Genomic DNA, 17013 nt, shown 5'->3' on the forward strand with positions numbered 1-17013 from the left:
TAAGATTTTATTAGCTGCCATGCTAAATCTGCATGGCAGTTTGAAGTGGTTTAAGGAGTTACAAATGACCCGCAGTCATTTACATAAGTTTGGTGGTTCAAGTTTAGCTGATGCTGATTGCTATCGCCGTGTCGCACATATTTTGCTGACTCATGGCAATTGTGATGATTTAGTCGTTGTGTCAGCTGCGGGTAAAAGTACTAACTTTTTGTATAAGTTACTGTCGCTTCGAGAAACAGGCGAGCTTTGGCAAGAAGAACTACAAGTGCTGGTAAGTTATCAGCAAAACCTTATCGAACAGTTACTTTCCAATGAGCAAGCTCGGGATCTACGCGAGCGCTTATCAACTGACAAATCACAACTCATTAGTTTGTTATCTTTAGAGCAACGAAACGAATTTCAGCTTAACCATGTGCTGAGTTTTGGCGAGCGTTGGTCTGCAAGATTAATGGCGGCGCTTTTGCGTGAGTCAGGGGTTGCAGCAATCAATGTTGATGCTTGCTCGATTCTTGTGGCTGACGAAGGTGTTGTACCAAATATTCGCATTGAAGAGTCTCGTCAAAGAGTGCAGAAGCTTCTTGAAGCACACCCTGATGAGCGTTTGGTTATTACTGGCTTTATTTGTGCTAATGAGCACAATGAAACCTTGTTACTTGGTCGCAATGGTTCTGATTACAGCGCAACTCTTATTGCGAGCTTAGCGGATATTGAACGGGTGACAATTTGGACTGATGTTGAAGGGGTATTTAACGCCGACCCAAATAAAATCAGTGATGCAAAATTATTGAATAGCATGTCACTTGTTGAAGCTGATCGTCTTGCTCACCTGGGCTCTCCAGTGCTGCATAACCGAACTTTACAGCCATTATTTGATACCAATGTCAGCTTAGCTGTGCGCTCAAGTTATGCATCACACACAGACTTTACCTTAATTGCGCCACAAAGCTCATCGGCCAGTGCGCCAGTGGTGACTAATCTAAACGAAGTGGTGTTGTTTCGAATTAAGCAGCAGTCTCAAGCTCAAGATTTAATTGCGGTATTAGCTCAAGAAGGCATTGCGCCATTAGCTTACTGGACTTCTGCCCATCATAAGGTGGAATTAGCCTTTACCCTTGAAAACCAAAAGCAGGTTCATAGTTTACTTGAATTACATAGCGAAGCTTTGGCGATCAGTGATATTCGCGTGAATAACGATTTAGGTTTAGTGGCACTCGTTAGCGCTGATGCTGAGCATTATCGTCGCAGTTTTGCTCGTCTGCTAAGTCGTGACGCTAAGCCGTTATATCAAGATGGATTGAGCTTAGTGACATTAGTGCCTAAAGCCCAAGTTAATTTATTGACTCAAAAAGTGCATCGCCGCTGCGCAGGCCCGCGTATGCGAATTGGTGTGTTGCTGTTAGGTGTAGGTAATATTGGTGAGGCGTGGATTGATTTATTCCAGCGCTCATCAACTGCGCTAAACCGTGAATTAGAAGCTACCGTGCAGTTAGTTGGCTTACTTAGTTCAAAAGAAGCGTTAATTTGCCCTCAAGGTATCGATATTAATAACTGGCAAGACAGTTTTGATACCACAGCCAATAAGTGGGACTACCCGAGCTTATTTGAACAGTTAGAACAGCTTGATTGCGATGAGTTAGTGGCATTAGATATCAGTGCAAGTGCGAGTTTAACACTGCAATACCCTGAACTATTTGCTCGTGGCATTCATATGGTGAGTGCCAATAAACTTGCAGGCTCTGGACCATTGCCGTTTTATCGTGAGTTAAAGCAACAACTCAGTAATCGCCGTTTATTTTGGCGTTATAACGCCAGTTGTGGTGCAGGACTGCCGATTCAGCATGCGTTAAATGACTTGCGAAATAGTGGTGATGCGATTGAAGCTGTTGGCGGTATTTTCTCAGGCACTTTATGTTGGTTATTTGAACATTACGATGGTCAAAAGTCGTTTTCTGAATTAGTGGTTGAAGCACGTGGATTAGGGATAACAGAGCCCGATCCTCGAGACGATCTTTCTGGTCGAGACATGCAGCGCAAGTTACTGATCCTAGCCCGTGAGATTGGCTTTGATATTGAGCTTGAAGATATTGTTTTAAACTCGTTAGTGCCTGCAGAGTTAGCGGATTTATCTTTGGATGACTTTCTCGCCCGAATTGGCGAATTAGATCAAAGCATGTTGCAACAATTTACTGCGGCTTCTGAGCAAAATAAAGTGCTGCGATATGTGGCGTCTCTGGATAAAGTCGATGGCAAAATGCATGCTGAAGTGGGTATTCAATGGGTTGATTCCAATCATCCTTATGCCAATTTAACCCCTGGCGATAATGTGTTTGTTATCCGCAGTGCGTTTTATCAAGGCAACCCACTCATTATCCGGGGCCCTGGAGCTGGCAGAGAAGTGACAGCAGCAGCGGTGCAATCTGATTTAGTACAGATCTGCAAAGACCTACTGCAAGAGTAACTTTTGCTGTAGTTTAGCAATAATTGTATTTACAAAAGGCTTATTCCTAAAGGGAATAGGCCTTTTTTGTCGCTAAATGATAGGAAGATATGTATTGAACCTAATTCAATGCTTTTGTACAAAAAACATTCTGTTTAAGCGTGACGTTTTTGTCTATAGTGGTATTAAGTCGGAGATGGATTTCAACAAGAGGCTGATAAATGAATAAAAATAATCGTTTAAAGGATGACTGTTTGACGAGTGTAAATTCTGCCGTTTGGGCTAGTATCTTTTTAAGCAGTGTTATGAGTTTTAGTGCAATGGCTAATATTCCTGACGAATCACCCAAAGAGTTATTACAAACTGTGCCAGCAGCTGCGCAAGTTTGTCTTAGCTGTCATGGTGTAAATGGTGAAGGACTAGGAGTTGTAGGGCCTCGTTTAGCGGGGTTATCCAGCGAGTATATTGCTGCACAAGTGAGTCATTTTCAGACTGGGTTACGTCAAAACCCAACAATGATGGCTATGGCGATGACAGTCCAAGGCGATAATATCAAAGTAGTGTCGGATTTTTTTGCATCAAAGCCTGTGACAGATATTAAGTTGCAATATCGAGGTGACAAAGTGGTCATCGACGACATTGGTGAGAAACTGGCATATCAAGGTGACTGGCAACGGGATATTCCTGCATGTACCAGTTGTCATGGCCCGTCAGGTATTGGCGCGGGCCAATTCCCTCGATTAGCCGGTCAAGAACCCACCTACTTTAAAAATCAATTATTGGCATGGCAAGCAGGTACCCGTACTGGGGATGCTGACAACATGATGGGCAATATTGCTAAAAAGCTCACCGCTGCAGAAATTGATGCATTAACTCAATACTTTTCGGCTCAGAAATAAGGACATACTATGAAGCTATATTATTTTTCAGTGGCTGGTGTGTTCCTAAGTTTGGGATTATCAGCAACAGAGTTACCTGATAGACAAGCGCAACTTCCCTCAGTTGCAAAAGATGCTAATGCACAATATTTAACACCAAGTGCGTTATCTACTATTCCTAAAGGCGAATTTGGCGACAAAGTCAGAAAGGGGTATCAGTTATTTGTGAACAGTCAGCAAATGCGCGATACCTACGTGGGTAACGAATTAAACTGTGTTAATTGCCATATGAATGCAGGTAACAAGGCAAATGCTTCGCCGCTTTGGGGCGCCTATATGGCTTACCCAGCATATCGTAAGAAAAACGATAAAGTGAACTCTTATGAAGAGCGTATTCAAGGCTGTTTTACTTACTCAATGAATGGTCAAGCGCCAGAATCTGGCAGTGAACCTTTGGTGGCGATTTCAGCTTATTCATATTGGTTAGCCATGAGTGGCTTAATGAATCAGTTTGGCATTACTGGATCTGTGCCTGAAATGGCTGATGGAGAGCTGCTTAAGGGCGGAAATAGAGAAGATTTTCCTTTACCTGAGGCGGTAACTTCAAAGCTCGATCAAAAGGCGCTTACCATGTTACCTGGACGAGGTTTTCCAAAGCTAGCTAAGCCTGAGTTGGCTTATTCAGTGCAGCGCGGTGAAGCCGTTTATCAAGCCCATTGTCAGGCATGTCATGGTGATGATGGCCAAGGCTTGAAGATGGCAGAAGTCAGTTCATTACCGCCATTGTGGGGACCACAAAGCTATAACTGGGGCGCAGGTATGCACCGAGTTAACACAGGTGCTAATTTTATTTATGAAAATATGCCGCTAGGTAAAAGCATGCAGCTAACCGTGCAGCAAGCTTGGGATGTCGCCGCGTTTGTTAATGCTCATGAACGTCCGCAAGACCCAAGGTTTAAAGGTGATATCGTTGAAACCCAAGCCAGCTTTCACCAGCATGATGGTTTTTATGGCAAGCCAAGCCCAATAGATGCGAGTGTCATATTAGGCGCAAAAGCTTATCCGATATTCCCAACATCGCAATAAAAGATAACTTTAAGTCAGTAAGCTTTTGTAAGTAAAAGAATCGGTGCTTTGGCACCGATTCTTTGTTTTATACTCTGGGCTCACAATGACGTAAGTAATAACTGCAGTTAAGTAAAGTTAACCAAAGTAAACTTAAACTCTATGGGTTTGAAATGAGGAGCCTTAATGGCAAAAGTCACCCCAGTACAGGTTTTTCAACCAAGTGATGAGTCAGTTGGCTCGAAAGAGGTGAGTGAACCTTTAACTTGTCCAATATGCTTTAAACAAAATCAGTGCGCGGTAACCACGGGTTTATCGATTGAAAGTTGCTGGTGTTTGACTCAGTCAGCTGAAAAAAAAGTGGACCCGAAATTATTATCTGATTTATCAGGTAAAGCTTGTATTTGCCAAGAATGCTATAAAAAATTAACTCAATTGCCAAACAACGAATAAAAGTAACTTGGGGCTTTAGCGGCCATATGGATAATCCGATGATTAGCATGTTGGTGTTGGTGTTGGTGTTGGTGTTGGTGTTGGTGTTGGTGTTGGTATAGATGCTGATGAACTTTGAAACCGCAATAGGTAATGACTTACAAGCAGGGCTTGAACACTTGAAGGTGATACTGAAGAGAGAGTTTTTACTCTGCTTACCCTTCGCAAGTCTGCTTTATCTTATCAAGAGCCTGCTTTGTAAAGCGGCAATATTAAAACTCTTGCAAAAGGCACTGCAATATTAGCAGTGCCTTTTTTAATAATTAAATCCAATCAATCTGCTGATTTTATACAGTTAATGGCATAATTTTAGATGATTATCACGTTGGTGTTTCCAATTTGTGTGTAATGCAGGTAATCTGAATTCTCTTCTTTTTAGCGTGATGTAAATAGGAAGCATAGTTGCTGATTAAAACTTAAGTGATAACAACAGCTAACAATAATGAAAATAACAATAAATACTTAACTCATTATGAGGTTTTAGATGGAACAGGTTACAGCATTTGTAAACACGATTAACGGCATCGTATGGGGTGTTCCCATGTTGGTGATGATTTTAGGAGTGGGATTATTTTTATCCATTGGATTGAAATTAATGCCAATCCTAAAATTAGGCACAGGCTTTAAGCTGTTATGGTCAGGACGTGATACATCTGATAAAGATGGAAAAGGCGAGATTAGCCCGTTTAATGCCTTGATGACCTCATTATCAGCCACCATTGGTACCGGTAATATTGCTGGTGTGGCAACGGCTATTTTCTTAGGTGGCCCAGGTGCTTTGTTTTGGATGTGGTGCACTGCTTTAGTCGGTATGGCAACCAAGTTTGCTGAAGCCGTGTTAGCAGTAAAATTTCGTGAAAAAGACGGTAATGGTAATCATGTCGGCGGTCCGATGTATTACATCAAAAATGGCCTCGGCAGCAAATGGGCTTGGTTAGGCACAGCATTCGCGGTATTAGGATCACTCGCTGGTTTCGGTATCGGTAATACAGTGCAAACTAACTCTGTTGCTGATGCGATGAGTAGTAACTTTGGTGTCCCTAACTGGGTTACAGGTTTAGTGCTAATGGTATTAGTTGGCGCTGTACTGATGGGCGGAATTAAGCGTATTGCTGATGTCGCTGGTAAATTAGTGCCGTTAATGACCTTGTTCTACATTACAGCTGGTTTAGCGGTATTAGTGGTTTATGCCGACCAAGTTCCTGCAGCATTTCAATTAATTATTCACAGTGCGTTTAATCCTGTCGCTGCTCAAGGCGGTTTTGCTGGTGCTGCAGTGTGGGCAGCGATTCGTTTTGGTGTCGCCCGAGGTGTATTTTCAAATGAAGCAGGTTTAGGTAGCGCCCCTATTGCTCATGCCGCAGCGCAAACCAATGAACCAGTAAAGCAAGGCTTAATTGCCATGCTGGGTACATTCATTGACACCATTATTGTGTGTTCGATTACAGGCTTGGCGATTATTGTTTCTGGCGCTTGGACATCAGGTGAAACAGGCGCTGCATTAACATCATTTGCCTTTTCGCATGCACTGCCTATGGGCAATTATATTGTTGCTATCGCTCTGGCTGTTTTTGCATTTACCACTATCCTAGGCTGGAGTTTTTATAGTGAAAAATGTATGCAGTATTTGTTTGGTGACAAGGTAGTTAAACCGTTTAGATTAGTGTGGACACTCGTGGTGCCAATTGGCGCAGTGAGCTCTCTTGAATTTATCTGGTTATTAGCGGATACGCTGAACGCTATGATGGCGATTCCAAACTTGATTGCGCTCGCGCTATTAAGCCCAGTGGTATTTGCTCTAACTCGTGAATATTTTGCTAAGCAGAAGGCGCAAGCTTTAGAGAACTAATGAAGCTATAGGTTTCATGCAATGGCATACACAGGGGAGTGTATGCCTTTACTTTAAAAAGGATATTACATGATAAAAGTAACTCGCAAAACGATACAGACACTGAGTGGATTATTGGTATGTTCGTTATTGTTGGCTGGCTGTAATGGGGTGTCGTTTAGAACCAATGCAGATCAATATATTACCCATCAAGCTGTAGCCTCTACAGTTGAGGTTTATCAACCGAGCGAGCTTTATAATCACGACAATGAACCATTAGGTGAAGTGGTGACAACATTTTGCGCCAGCACCCGCGAACAAATAGAATTTGGTACCCCTAGCTTGAACACTTTACAGAAAGAACTGAAAGTACAAACCAAGGAAAGAGGCGGAAATGCGCTTATTATTACTGACTGCGGGGAAATGATTTATCCTGCTTGCTCTGTTTATTTAGAGTGCAGTGGGCTTGCATACTTTTTAAAATCGTAATGATTAAAAGTGTCTATAGCTTAATTAACTCACTTATAAAAAGCTTGATCGATAAGTGAGTTTATTGATTCAAAACAGCTCATCATCAAGATTTCTTCTTAGCTCTGCCTGTTCTAAATAATCATCTAGACGTCGTTTAACCTGCCTTTTACGTTCAATAATTTCTGCTGAACGTTTGTTTCTAGGCGTGACCATAGCTTCAATTTCAGTGTCATTGGGAATGTTTTCAGTAATATTGGCCATCATTCTACCCTCTATGTCATTGTTCACTGACAGTGCTGAGTCAGTGTTCAAACAAGTGTGAAAAGCGAAAGGTAAATCTGCCCTGAGTGTCACAGGTTACTTGGTGCCAGCAACGTCAATGTTTGGTAAAACGATAAAATTGGGCTAATAGACGTAAGCGAAAACATCAAATTAGCGACATAATTTGAATGTAGCAGCTATTTAAATAATTGCTTAATTGTAGAATTGAAAATTTTTATTTCTGCCATTAAAAACGCCACTCAAGTGAGTGGCGTTTTTTGTGCTTAACATGCTTAAATCAAGCTTCCATAATGTTGAAAGCGTTAATTAAGTCTTATAATCCAAAGCTATATGAGTAACCTAGTACAATTTTAGCATCGTCTTCATCTAAGTCAGTATCTGATGCAGTAAATGACACTGTACCGTAATCAGTATCTGCGCTGAGTGAAACATTGTATTCTGAGTAGCTATCTGTACCGAACCAGCTTGTGATGACATCACCATCTGAGTAACCGTAATGCACGCCCAGTGATAACTTTTCAGTTAATGGGAAGGTTAGGTTAGCTTGTGCATACATCATGTCTTTTGAATCTAATGGTTCTGCAGCAATATCATCACCGCCATTCACTGTATGAGAGTATGAAACATCTAACCATTTCCAAGCTAGACCAACAGTCACTTCACCAAAATCTACGCTACCAGGAGAGTCTGGGTAAGCGTAATAAAGATAATTGATGTCATAGCTTAAGTCTTCTGTGATATTGCCACCGTAACCCGCGTAAATATCAAGCTCGTATGAGGTGCCGTCACCAAAGTCGACATTTGAAGCCCAACCGCCAACATAAAAACCTGAGTCTGCAGCATAATCAATGCCACCTTGAACTGCAGCGCCATTATCTGTTTGGCTCACACCACGCCATAGGTAGTTAGACGTCGCACCGATATTACCCGTGACTTCAGCTAATGCTGAACCACTGAGTAATAAACCTGTTGATAGCGCAATAGCTTTATATAACGATTTTTTCATTTTTCATTCCCTCAAGTTTTTCTTATTCATTGCACCAATTGCTTGTTCATCGGGCAGCTTGGTTCAATGTTGATTTTATCTGTATGAGGTATTGCTAATGGTGTGCCATGTTTAAAAAGGTATTAATATCAGTCTATTGGCGTATTTTGCACCGACTTGTAGCAAAAATGTTGCATTAAAATGAGGCGGAGGTGCACATTTGTTGTGCGTTATTGCTGCAGAATTCAGTAGGGAACATTAAGTTTGAGGCATAAAAAAACCTCCAAGTTAGGAGGTTTTATAATTCAAGCTGTTAAATTAATTAACGCTATCTTTAAGTGTTTTACCAGCTTTGAATTTTGGTACAGTCGCTTCAGCGATTTGAATTTCTTTGCCGGTTTGTGGGTTACGGCCAGTACGTGCTGCACGAACTGAGGTTTCAAAAGAACCAAAACCTACGATAGAAATCTTGTCACCACTTTTCATGGCTTCAGTAACAGCTTCTTCAAAAGACTTTAGTGCGCGACCAGCTTCAGCTTTAGTTAACTCAGCATTTTCTGCAATTTTTGCAATTAATTCACTTTTGTTCATGTTGATATTCTCTGCTTTCCATAGATGTGTTTATTTAAAACTAGATTAACATGCCATAAGCCATGGGGCTTTGAAAGCCTTTTATCTGATAAATGTGTAGCTATATGGCATTTAGACGACATTTAAGGGATAAATTACCTGATTGAGCTACTTAAAAGGCGAATATGACTAGTCAATTAAGTCAGTCAACTTAAATAGCTGAGGCTAAATGTTATTCCTCTAACAGTTGATACAAGAGTTGTTTGACAAGTTTGGGTTCAAAAGGCTTATCACACAGGGCGTTAACGCCGGCACTAGACACATTGCTTAAATGGGTGTCATTGGCCTCAGAAGAAACCATTAAAATGGGAATATGTGATTGCTGACTTTCGTTGCGAATATATTGCGTCAAGGCTAAGCCATCAACACTAGGCATATTGTAATCGGTGATGACCAAATCAAACATTTGTTGTTGCATTAACTCAATGGCTTGAGCGCCATCTTCGGCTTCACTGATAATTCTTATCCCTAGATTACCAATGGTGCGTTTAATGACGTTACGGGCCATACGGCTATCATCAACCACCAAAGTGCGAATATCTTGAACATCAAAATGGCTCAAATCCAACTCATCATTACTGATTAAGTCAATGGTTGAGTTCAGTGCAGTAGCGAGATGATCAGCATCGAAAGGTTTAGGTAAGATCGCCACTACCCCAGACTGTCTAAATATCTCTAATTGTTCACGGCGGCATTCGCTAGAAACCAGCATAAATTGAATATCTTGGTAAGCTTTACTTTGTTTAATAAAGCTTAATAGTTCGGTGGCTTCACCGTCCTCAAAATGTAATGCACTGACAATGAGATCTGGCGTATGACGGGCGATAATCTCTTTTGCTTCACTAATACTCGAAGCGGTTTGAATGCTATTAACGCCTTCTTGATTTAATCTGCCTGTGATGATTTTACGTTGAACATCAGAAGGTTCTAGCAGCAAAATGGATAATTCACTGGGTGATAAATGGCTCATTTTTATTACTTCTTATTATTATAATTGAGTCTTATAACGCCTATTTTAACTCAAGCTTGGTTCCGAATACACATTTATGCAGGTTTTCGTTAACAAGCTTGCTGTAAGTATTCTTTGGTTTTTTTACTTAATGCGACCCAATACTGAAATCCAAGAATGATAAAGATCGATAATGCAATTGCTGGAATAGGAATATTGATGCCATTAAATTCGACTTTTACATCTTCAGGGGTAATTTGATAGGCAATGACTGCAGTGGTTGTTAACGCTAATGCGGCAAGGGTTTGGATCCCAAGATAAATCTTAAATACCACTCCAGCCCAGTGACTACGTTTTATTAGTCCAAAAAGGACAGGGATAACACCAATAGTAAATAGATCTATGCCTTGGATGGAGTAAGAACGCAGTAATGCTAAAATAGAAAGCAATACGTAAAATACCATCAAAATGATAAGCCTGCGCGGAGGTTTAATGCTGGTTGTGCTGAGTTTATTCATAAGGATTAGATATAGGCTGTAAGGTTTTAGATTTTATGTGGTGTAGAATAGCGCGAGTAGACTCAGTTTTGTGAGTTGTTTGAAAAGAATTTAGGAAAATTGAAATGACAGACGCTGAATTTTGGTCTCTAGTTACCCGAAGTGCACCACAGCAATCCGAGCAAGAGTGCCACGATGCCTTAAAAGAAAAACTGGCTTTGCTTGATGATGAGTCATTGGCGGCATTTGATAAAATGTTTGGTCAACAAATGCGCCGCAGCTACAGCTGGGCAGTCTGGGGGGCAGCATATATTATTACTGGCTGTGATTCAGATTACGCCTTTGCAGAGTTTAGAGGTTTCATACTGTCATTAGGTGAACAGTGGTACAACAAAATCATTAACGAGCCTGATGCTTTAGGTGAGTTAGCCTTATGGCCAACTAAAGATGGTTCTGCATATCCGTTTATTGAAGATTATGATTTAGTGGCAGGTCAGATCTATGAAGATAGAACAGGCGATGAATTACCGTTTGTACCTTCTGGTCAACATAGTCCGCAAGGTAAAAAGTTCAGTACCAAGAAAAAAGATTTAAGAAAAAACTACCCTAATTTAAGTGATCGTTTTCCGTTTTAGTAAACTATTGCTAAAGAATCATCTTTGATGAAGCATCACTAATGAATCAGCCTTATTGATTTATCCAAAAAAATGCAGCCGCTGCTTATTCAGTGACTGCATTTTTTATTGAATTAGTATTTTTTTGATTAGCCTTCGCAAACCTCAGATTGGCTATCAAAGTCCATTCCGCGTTGTTCGCATTTCTGGTCTAAGAATTTACTCTCAGCTGTTTCCAGTTGCTTGTCAAACTCTTGATTCAGTTCTGCAGAGTATTCTTGTTCTGCTGAAGCCATATGTTGATCCATTAATTGGTGATGTTCTTTAATCGCCTGCTCGCCTTGAGCATCAACATCAAATTGATAAGCGAAACTTGAAGATGAAACGACTAGGGCAACGAAGAAGGTCGCGGCTAAAGAAAGTTTTTTAGTCATGCCGGCAGTAGAAAAAGTCGTTTGAGTTGCGATGTTGTTCATATTATTACTCCAGTAGTACACTTAGGTTAGTATTTGCGCTAATTCCTTGAGCGATAATGTGCAGTGACGCTAACAGAGTTTTGTTTATCTGCTGCCTTGTTTGGCGCTGTGCGTTTGCTTGGGATGTATATTAGCGAAAGCTTGCTGAATAGAAACTGAACAGATGTTGGTGTTGTTTTGACCATTAAGTTGTTTGCCTTGCATCTCAATGGGTCAATTTCCTACAGCAAACTTAAACACTTTACGTTAAGCTGATATACAGGTTAGGGTTTTATACTAATGGCATAAATTAGGTTTGAGAGATATACAGCCAGGAGACGACATATGAAAGTTAGACATCTACTTATTGCAGGCGCATTAATGTGTAATGCAGCTATTGCAGACGAAGAAGTGGTCCCAAATCCTGTAACTGAGGAAGGGGTAGTTAAAGTCGAATGGCAAGAGCCTAATAATTATCGAGACTTGAAAACAGCAACTGAAGTAAAGTCGCGTTTTCAACAGCGCTTTTTTGATACAATAACTGAAAATTTGAATAAAGAAGCTGAAAAGTTTCTTAAACCTAATCAGAAGCTTGAGATGCAAGTTTCGGATGTTGATTTAGCGGGGGATTTACGTCCTACATTTGGCGCAACAACTGCTAATGAACTGCGTATCGTGAAGGATTTATATCCGCCAAGAATGACTTTTACATACAGTATCACAGAAGGTGATAAAGTGATTATGGCTGGTGACGAGAAGCTTGTTGATATGAACTTTATGTACGGAACTAGCTCAAAGCGAAATCAAAAGCCATTTCAGTATGAGTCAGATATGCTAAAAGATTGGTTAAAGAAAACGGTTGAACCAAAGCTTTAACGGCTAACTCTTAGGTTGAGCTAGTCCTGAGCTAAGCGCCAAGCACCAAGTACAAAGTTCACTATAGTAATACCACTGAAACGGCTTATTCATTAAGCCGTTTTTTGTTGGGTAAAATTTAACGCGTAAAAACCATTTTTAGCAAATTTTGCTTGTTTCTTAGCTTCTGCGCTAAGCATTGATAACTCATGATCCGTTGTATTGACAGTGACATCAGGTGATAACACGCCAACACAAAGCGATATCAGTGGATGATCGACCATGTTGTCTTGTCGATCTTTGGCATGCATGGTTTGCGCTTGCCAATGTTGGTCACTGTAAAAGGCGTGTTTACTATGCTCAAATTGTTTAATGATCGCTTGGCTATGATTCATTGCCTCAAAACAAGTACAAATCATCACAAAATCATCCCCACCTACATGACCAACGAAGCAGCCTTCGTGTTGGTGTTGGGTTAATAGGTTTGCCACTTCCATTATGACTTCATCACCACGGGAGAAACCGTAAATATCGTTATAAGGTTTAAAATGACATAAGTCGAAGTAAGCTAAGTAGAAGGCTTTTTTCTGGGCTCGTAATCGTTTTAACTCCTCTTGAATTGGCACATTTCCAGGTAAGTTACTAAGCGGATTTGCGTGTCTTGCGACTTTAATTCGGTGTTCTGTAATACGCTGCAGCAGATCTTTGGTGTGGCCAATTCCTATCAATTTATCATGACGTAAAATAATGAATTGCTGTGCCACCGTGGTTGAATGCTCTGATGTGAGTAACTGGCTGACAGTCGATAACGGCTCACAGGCATCAATTTGTAATACTTGTTTATCCATTACCGCATTTGCAGGGTGGTTTTCGTGTAGTGCTCTACCGTAGGGAGTACTAAATAATTCCAAGATATGATTGCGGCTAACAATGCCTTGAGCCTGTCCGTTATCAGCAATAACAATGGCTTGTAACGCTGGTTGGTTAATAAATTGCTCACTAAGTTGCTTGAGCTTTGTACCTGGTGCGGCAATATTTGCTGGGACGCATAAGCTTTCTGCTGTTTCGCAGTAGCGATTTTGCGGAGCCATCGGTATAGAAACCAACTCTGAATCCATATGGGTATTAGGTTTTACTTTGGGACGCCCAAGTAGGTAGCCTTGGCAATATGTGACACCGAGTTGTTTAAGCATTGTTAGCTCAGCAGGGGTTTCGATGCCTTCAGCAATGACTTTGCAGGTTAAGTTTTGACATAACTCAACTATTGAGCGAACAAATTCTTGTTTGACGGCGGTACTATCGATTTGATGAATGAAGTGGCGATCAATTTTGACATAATCCGGTGATAACTCTGACCATAAACGTAAACCTGAATAGCCAGCGCCTAAGTCATCAATTGCAGTTAAGAAGCCCTGATTACGATAATGGTTTAAACAATCTTTGAGTAAATCGATATCGTCAGCTGGATATTGCTCAGACAGCTCAATCACGACATCTTCTGGTCGCAAACCCATTTGCTTTATTAGCTGTAAGGTCAAGCCTTTGGGGTGATCTGGGTCGAGCAATGCTTTTGGGGAAATATTGATAAAAAGCTTGCCGTTAAGCTCACAGGTTTTAAAAGCATTGATAGAAATGCTGCGGCAAAGGGTTTCTAGTTCACTGAGTTTTCCCAGATGTTCTGCGGTTTTAAATAATGGTACTGGAGAGTATAAGGTGCTGTGTTCAGGGCCGCGACTTAATGCTTCAAAGCCATGAATTTTTTGATTAGTAATATTAAAAATGGGCTGAAAAATGGCTTTAATGGATTGTTTATTAATAATCTTAGTCAGTTCTTTTTCTAGATCTATAACGCTCATTCTATCAATCCCATCAAAAGTAATTGGGTCAGTCTATTGCAGACAAATGACAGAATTATGTCGACTATGCTGAGTAAGTTATTAAAACCAAGGTATTAACTTGAAAAGTGTTCATAGTGAAATAATGAGATTGAGCTGAAATTTGGGCGACTAGACGTTTGCTGCGCTTTGTTTGAGTTGCTCTGTCTAAGTTGCTTAATCTGGGTTAATTTGTGTTCGCTGCTTTGTGTTAGCTGTTTAGTATTGGAAGCTTTGTAGGAAGTGTTTTATTTTCAAATGATAAGCAAGCCAATAAAACTAAAACGCAGCCAAAAGGCTGCGTTAAGAGATAAGCGTTAAGAGATTATGCTTAGCTGGCTTATTTAGTATTTTGCTTAAATAAATGCAGGGTTTGCAGCAAAGCACCAATTTTTTTCACGTGTGCTTCCAGCGCTTCAGGTGGAATATGGGTTAGGCCTTGTAGCTCTTCTAACTCATTTGCAAGTTCCTGAACATAGGGTAAAAAGCGATTGCTTTTTTGGCTAAAGCCTTGTTCTTCAGTGAAAATTGCCACAAACTTACCATGGCCAGCTTGACGCAACTCGTCGAGCCTTTTATCGGCATCAATGGCTTGGCGGTATCCTGTTTGTAGACTTTCTTTTAATTGATGGATAACTTGGGTATACGGCATGATAGCCTCATTTAACATCATAATATTAAGCTAAATTATAAGGGGCTGGCATGGTACTAACAAGTCAAATACCGTTAAAAATCGCAATGATGCTGCAGTTTTGCACCAGAAAAGTAACTGCGCTGGTGGTTTTATCATTGTTAGTCAGTGGTAGTGTCTTTGCCGCCGATTCTGATAAACCACCATTTTTCAAAGCAAACTATCAAGGCAAAGAAGTCTACTTATTAGGTTCTATTCATATTGGTAAAGCTGATTTTTATCCTTTGCCACTGCAGATTGAGCAAGCTTTTGTGGAGTCTGATGCTTTAGTGGTTGAGGCGGATGTGACTAAAGCGAATGTGCAACAGCTACTGCAACAGTATGGTTTTGCCACAGCAAAACAGTCTGATATTACCCGTTTATACCCAAGCTTTTGTGGTCAGAACCAAACCATGTGCGACGGCTTAAAGCCTTTAGCGACTTGGCTACAAGCAAATCAAATTGGGGTATCGCGATTTGCTGCTTTAGGTTTTACGCCTGAAGCGGGTGTCGATGTGACTTTTATAGCGCGGGATCCTGCCAAACCATTACTTGAACTAGAAAGCGTGGAGTTTCAGTTCGATCTCATTTCATCTTTTTCAGATAAAACCCAAGCGCAATTATTGGATGAAGCGATAAATGCTACCGATGATGAAATGCTAAAACTCGTTTCGGCGTGGCGTAGTGGCGACCATCAAGCCATTGCCGATATTATGGAGCATCAAGCTGAAGATTCTGAAGAGTTACTCGACAAATTACTTTGGCAGCGCAACCATACTATGACCCAGCGAATTGTTGAAATGTTAGCGAAAACTGATTACCAAAAGCTGTTTGTGATTGTCGGCGCAGGTCATGTAGTGGGTCAGCAAGCCCTGCCAGAGTTGTTACAAAAATCAGGATTAAGCGTGATTGATTGTTGGCAAATAAGGTGTAATGCGTATTGAGAATGTGAATTTAATTCTTGATTAATTAGCAATGTTAGTCATTTTTTGACTGATGTTACCAATCTAGATGTATAATAATGCCAATGAAACATTTTATGACGCAGTGTTTAGGTTAGCTAAATACTGCGTTTTCCGTTATTTACAGAAAAGGTAACTCATTTGAGTAACGATTACTCTATAGAATTAGCTTCGATGCCATCTTTGTTGTCATTGTATCGCAAGATATTATTGACCCGTAAGCCTGGTTGGGATCAACAACCTTTGCCGAATGTGAAAGTTCAGGCTAAAGGAATTCAAGTCTCTGACAAGAAAATCAATCAGTATGCTGAAGTGTGCGAGTTTGATTTTGACGGTAAAATTTTGCCACCAACTTTCTTGTATGTGCTTGCATTTAGATTGCACGCCACGATTTTTACCGATAAAGCGATTACCTTTCCGCTGCTCGGAATGATCCATTTAAAGAACAGTATCAGCTTATATCGGCCAATTGGTGCAGATGAAGTGTTTGATGTGCAGTGTGAACTGAGTTCAAGCCAAACGACTGATGCCGGTCTAGAGTTCGAACTTGTTTCTAAAATTTATGTTGGTGATGAACTCGTTTGGGAAGCTTTATCAACTTACCTTTATCGTATCGAATCGAAAGGGCGCAGAGCTAGACCGCCACGCGCATCTGATATGACATGGGAAGATGTTCAAACGTGGACATTGCCAGAAGATTTAGGCCGTAAATATGCCAAAGCATCTGGGGATTATAATTTAATCCACTTACATCCTGTGGTGTCTAAACGTTTTGGATTTGAACGTGTACTTGCTCATGGCATGTGGTCTAAAGCACGATCGCTTGCGGCACTCATGCAGTTTATTGGTCATCGTCCTTTCAAAGTCGATGTTGAATTTAAACTACCCGTGTTTATGCCATCGGAAGTGACATTTGCTTTTGAGAGTATGGAAAATGGTAAGCGCTTTGAAATGCGTGATATCAAAGGTCGTCGCCCGCATTTACTCGGTAACATGACTTACCTCGATTAAACAAAAGCGGTTAACTGGCAAGAGTTGCACAGTATAAATTAAAAAGCCCGAGTGAATT

Annotated in this window: 18 protein-coding genes; 10 read left to right on the forward strand and 8 right to left on the reverse strand. The window is 40.7% G+C overall.

Annotation, left to right across the window (positions count from 1 at the left end; all coding sequences use genetic code 11):
* The first annotated feature begins 64 nt into the window (after positions 1 to 64).
* The 6 genes from AC0L4E_RS02100 to AC0L4E_RS02125 all read left to right on the forward strand — a co-directional run bounded on the left by AC0L4E_RS02100 (position 65) and on the right by AC0L4E_RS02125 (position 7189).
* Positions 65 to 2458 (forward strand): bifunctional aspartate kinase/homoserine dehydrogenase II, encoded by a 2394-nt coding sequence (locus AC0L4E_RS02100; protein WP_473677789.1) that lies wholly within the window; start codon positions 65 to 67, stop codon positions 2456 to 2458.
* Positions 2459 to 2658: 200 nt separating this feature from the next.
* The gene (locus tag AC0L4E_RS02105; protein WP_473677790.1) at positions 2659 to 3336 is read left to right on the forward strand and encodes a c-type cytochrome; all 678 of its coding nucleotides are present in this window, start codon (positions 2659 to 2661) and stop codon (positions 3334 to 3336) included.
* Between the two features lie 9 nt (positions 3337 to 3345).
* On the forward strand, positions 3346 to 4401 hold the full coding sequence (locus AC0L4E_RS02110) for a c-type cytochrome (RefSeq protein ID WP_473677791.1): 1056 nt from the start codon (positions 3346 to 3348) through the stop codon (positions 4399 to 4401).
* A gap of 165 nt (positions 4402 to 4566) precedes the next feature.
* Positions 4567 to 4833 (forward strand): cysteine-rich CWC family protein, encoded by a 267-nt coding sequence (locus AC0L4E_RS02115; protein WP_473677792.1) that lies wholly within the window; start codon positions 4567 to 4569, stop codon positions 4831 to 4833.
* Between the two features lie 523 nt (positions 4834 to 5356).
* A complete protein-coding gene (locus tag AC0L4E_RS02120) occupies positions 5357 to 6721 on the forward strand; it encodes an alanine/glycine:cation symporter family protein (RefSeq protein ID WP_473677793.1) in 1365 nt (454 codons plus the stop codon).
* A gap of 69 nt (positions 6722 to 6790) precedes the next feature.
* Positions 6791 to 7189, forward strand: a complete 399-nt coding sequence (locus AC0L4E_RS02125) for a hypothetical protein (RefSeq protein ID WP_473677794.1) — start codon at positions 6791 to 6793, stop codon at positions 7187 to 7189.
* 69 nt (positions 7190 to 7258) lie between these two features.
* On the opposite strand, the gene AC0L4E_RS02130 is transcribed toward AC0L4E_RS02125, so the two are convergent.
* From AC0L4E_RS02130 to AC0L4E_RS02150, 5 genes are all read right to left on the reverse strand, one after another.
* Entirely contained in the window at positions 7259 to 7435 is a 177-nt protein-coding gene (locus tag AC0L4E_RS02130) for a hypothetical protein (protein ID WP_473681772.1), read from the reverse strand.
* A 331-nt stretch (positions 7436 to 7766) separates the two neighbouring features.
* Entirely contained in the window at positions 7767 to 8459 is a 693-nt protein-coding gene (locus tag AC0L4E_RS02135; protein ID WP_220752706.1) for a TorF family putative porin, read from the reverse strand.
* 297 nt (positions 8460 to 8756) lie between these two features.
* Entirely contained in the window at positions 8757 to 9029 is a 273-nt protein-coding gene (locus AC0L4E_RS02140) for an HU family DNA-binding protein (protein WP_102526648.1), read from the reverse strand.
* 211 nt (positions 9030 to 9240) lie between these two features.
* Positions 9241 to 10038 (reverse strand): response regulator transcription factor, encoded by a 798-nt coding sequence (locus AC0L4E_RS02145; RefSeq protein ID WP_473677795.1) that lies wholly within the window; start codon positions 10036 to 10038, stop codon positions 9241 to 9243.
* A gap of 89 nt (positions 10039 to 10127) precedes the next feature.
* Positions 10128 to 10481 carry a hypothetical protein gene (locus tag AC0L4E_RS02150; protein ID WP_473681466.1) on the reverse strand — a complete coding sequence of 118 codons (354 nt, stop codon included), beginning with the start codon at positions 10479 to 10481 and terminating at the stop codon, positions 10128 to 10130.
* 158 nt (positions 10482 to 10639) lie between these two features.
* Between AC0L4E_RS02150 and AC0L4E_RS02155 the strand changes: the two genes are divergently transcribed.
* A complete protein-coding gene (locus AC0L4E_RS02155; RefSeq protein ID WP_473677796.1) occupies positions 10640 to 11149 on the forward strand; it encodes a DUF4240 domain-containing protein in 510 nt (169 codons plus the stop codon).
* Between the two features lie 128 nt (positions 11150 to 11277).
* Here AC0L4E_RS02155 and AC0L4E_RS02160 read toward each other — a convergent pair whose 3' ends face one another.
* Positions 11278 to 11604, reverse strand: coding sequence for a hypothetical protein (locus tag AC0L4E_RS02160; protein WP_473677797.1), 327 nt, complete (start codon positions 11602 to 11604; stop codon positions 11278 to 11280).
* Between the two features lie 324 nt (positions 11605 to 11928).
* Between AC0L4E_RS02160 and AC0L4E_RS02165 the strand changes: the two genes are divergently transcribed.
* Entirely contained in the window at positions 11929 to 12459 is a 531-nt protein-coding gene (locus tag AC0L4E_RS02165) for a DUF3016 domain-containing protein (protein ID WP_473677798.1), read from the forward strand.
* A gap of 92 nt (positions 12460 to 12551) precedes the next feature.
* On the opposite strand, the gene AC0L4E_RS02170 is transcribed toward AC0L4E_RS02165, so the two are convergent.
* Both AC0L4E_RS02170 and AC0L4E_RS02175 read right to left on the reverse strand, forming a co-directional pair.
* Positions 12552 to 14294 carry an EAL domain-containing protein gene (locus AC0L4E_RS02170; RefSeq protein WP_473677799.1) on the reverse strand — a complete coding sequence of 581 codons (1743 nt, stop codon included), beginning with the start codon at positions 14292 to 14294 and terminating at the stop codon, positions 12552 to 12554.
* Between the two features lie 358 nt (positions 14295 to 14652).
* Positions 14653 to 14964 (reverse strand): prephenate dehydrogenase, encoded by a 312-nt coding sequence (locus AC0L4E_RS02175; protein ID WP_220752699.1) that lies wholly within the window; start codon positions 14962 to 14964, stop codon positions 14653 to 14655.
* Between the two features lie 50 nt (positions 14965 to 15014).
* Between AC0L4E_RS02175 and AC0L4E_RS02180 the strand changes: the two genes are divergently transcribed.
* Together AC0L4E_RS02180 and AC0L4E_RS02185 are read left to right on the forward strand one after the other, a co-directional pair.
* Positions 15015 to 15926, forward strand: coding sequence for a TraB/GumN family protein (locus tag AC0L4E_RS02180; RefSeq protein WP_473677800.1), 912 nt, complete (start codon positions 15015 to 15017; stop codon positions 15924 to 15926).
* A gap of 159 nt (positions 15927 to 16085) precedes the next feature.
* Positions 16086 to 16955 (forward strand): MaoC family dehydratase, encoded by an 870-nt coding sequence (locus AC0L4E_RS02185; protein ID WP_473677801.1) that lies wholly within the window; start codon positions 16086 to 16088, stop codon positions 16953 to 16955.
* Positions 16956 to 17013 lie beyond the last annotated feature (58 nt).

This window comes from Shewanella sp. GJ50-10 (genome assembly GCF_055808815.1).

Coding starts and splice junctions, on each gene's coding strand:
- AC0L4E_RS02110 (WP_473677791.1), top strand. CDS start 3,346: ATGAAGCTATATTATTTTTCAGTGGCTGGTGTGTTCCTAAGTTTGGGA.
- AC0L4E_RS02120 (WP_473677793.1), top strand. CDS start 5,357: ATGGAACAGGTTACAGCATTTGTAAACACGATTAACGGCATCGTATGG.
- AC0L4E_RS02130 (WP_473681772.1), bottom strand. CDS start 7,435: ATGATGGCCAATATTACTGAAAACATTCCCAATGACACTGAAATTGAA.
- AC0L4E_RS02125 (WP_473677794.1), top strand. CDS start 6,791: ATGATAAAAGTAACTCGCAAAACGATACAGACACTGAGTGGATTATTG.
- AC0L4E_RS02160 (WP_473677797.1), bottom strand. CDS start 11,604: ATGAACAACATCGCAACTCAAACGACTTTTTCTACTGCCGGCATGACT.
- AC0L4E_RS02175 (WP_220752699.1), bottom strand. CDS start 14,964: ATGCCGTATACCCAAGTTATCCATCAATTAAAAGAAAGTCTACAAACA.
- AC0L4E_RS02105 (WP_473677790.1), top strand. CDS start 2,659: ATGAATAAAAATAATCGTTTAAAGGATGACTGTTTGACGAGTGTAAAT.
- AC0L4E_RS02180 (WP_473677800.1), top strand. CDS start 15,015: ATGGTACTAACAAGTCAAATACCGTTAAAAATCGCAATGATGCTGCAG.
- AC0L4E_RS02155 (WP_473677796.1), top strand. CDS start 10,640: ATGACAGACGCTGAATTTTGGTCTCTAGTTACCCGAAGTGCACCACAG.
- AC0L4E_RS02150 (WP_473681466.1), bottom strand. CDS start 10,481: ATGGTATTTTACGTATTGCTTTCTATTTTAGCATTACTGCGTTCTTAC.
- AC0L4E_RS02170 (WP_473677799.1), bottom strand. CDS start 14,294: ATGAGCGTTATAGATCTAGAAAAAGAACTGACTAAGATTATTAATAAA.
- AC0L4E_RS02145 (WP_473677795.1), bottom strand. CDS start 10,038: ATGAGCCATTTATCACCCAGTGAATTATCCATTTTGCTGCTAGAACCT.
- AC0L4E_RS02135 (WP_220752706.1), bottom strand. CDS start 8,459: ATGAAAAAATCGTTATATAAAGCTATTGCGCTATCAACAGGTTTATTA.
- AC0L4E_RS02140 (WP_102526648.1), bottom strand. CDS start 9,029: ATGAACAAAAGTGAATTAATTGCAAAAATTGCAGAAAATGCTGAGTTA.
- AC0L4E_RS02165 (WP_473677798.1), top strand. CDS start 11,929: ATGAAAGTTAGACATCTACTTATTGCAGGCGCATTAATGTGTAATGCA.
- AC0L4E_RS02115 (WP_473677792.1), top strand. CDS start 4,567: ATGGCAAAAGTCACCCCAGTACAGGTTTTTCAACCAAGTGATGAGTCA.
- AC0L4E_RS02100 (WP_473677789.1), top strand. CDS start 65: ATGACCCGCAGTCATTTACATAAGTTTGGTGGTTCAAGTTTAGCTGAT.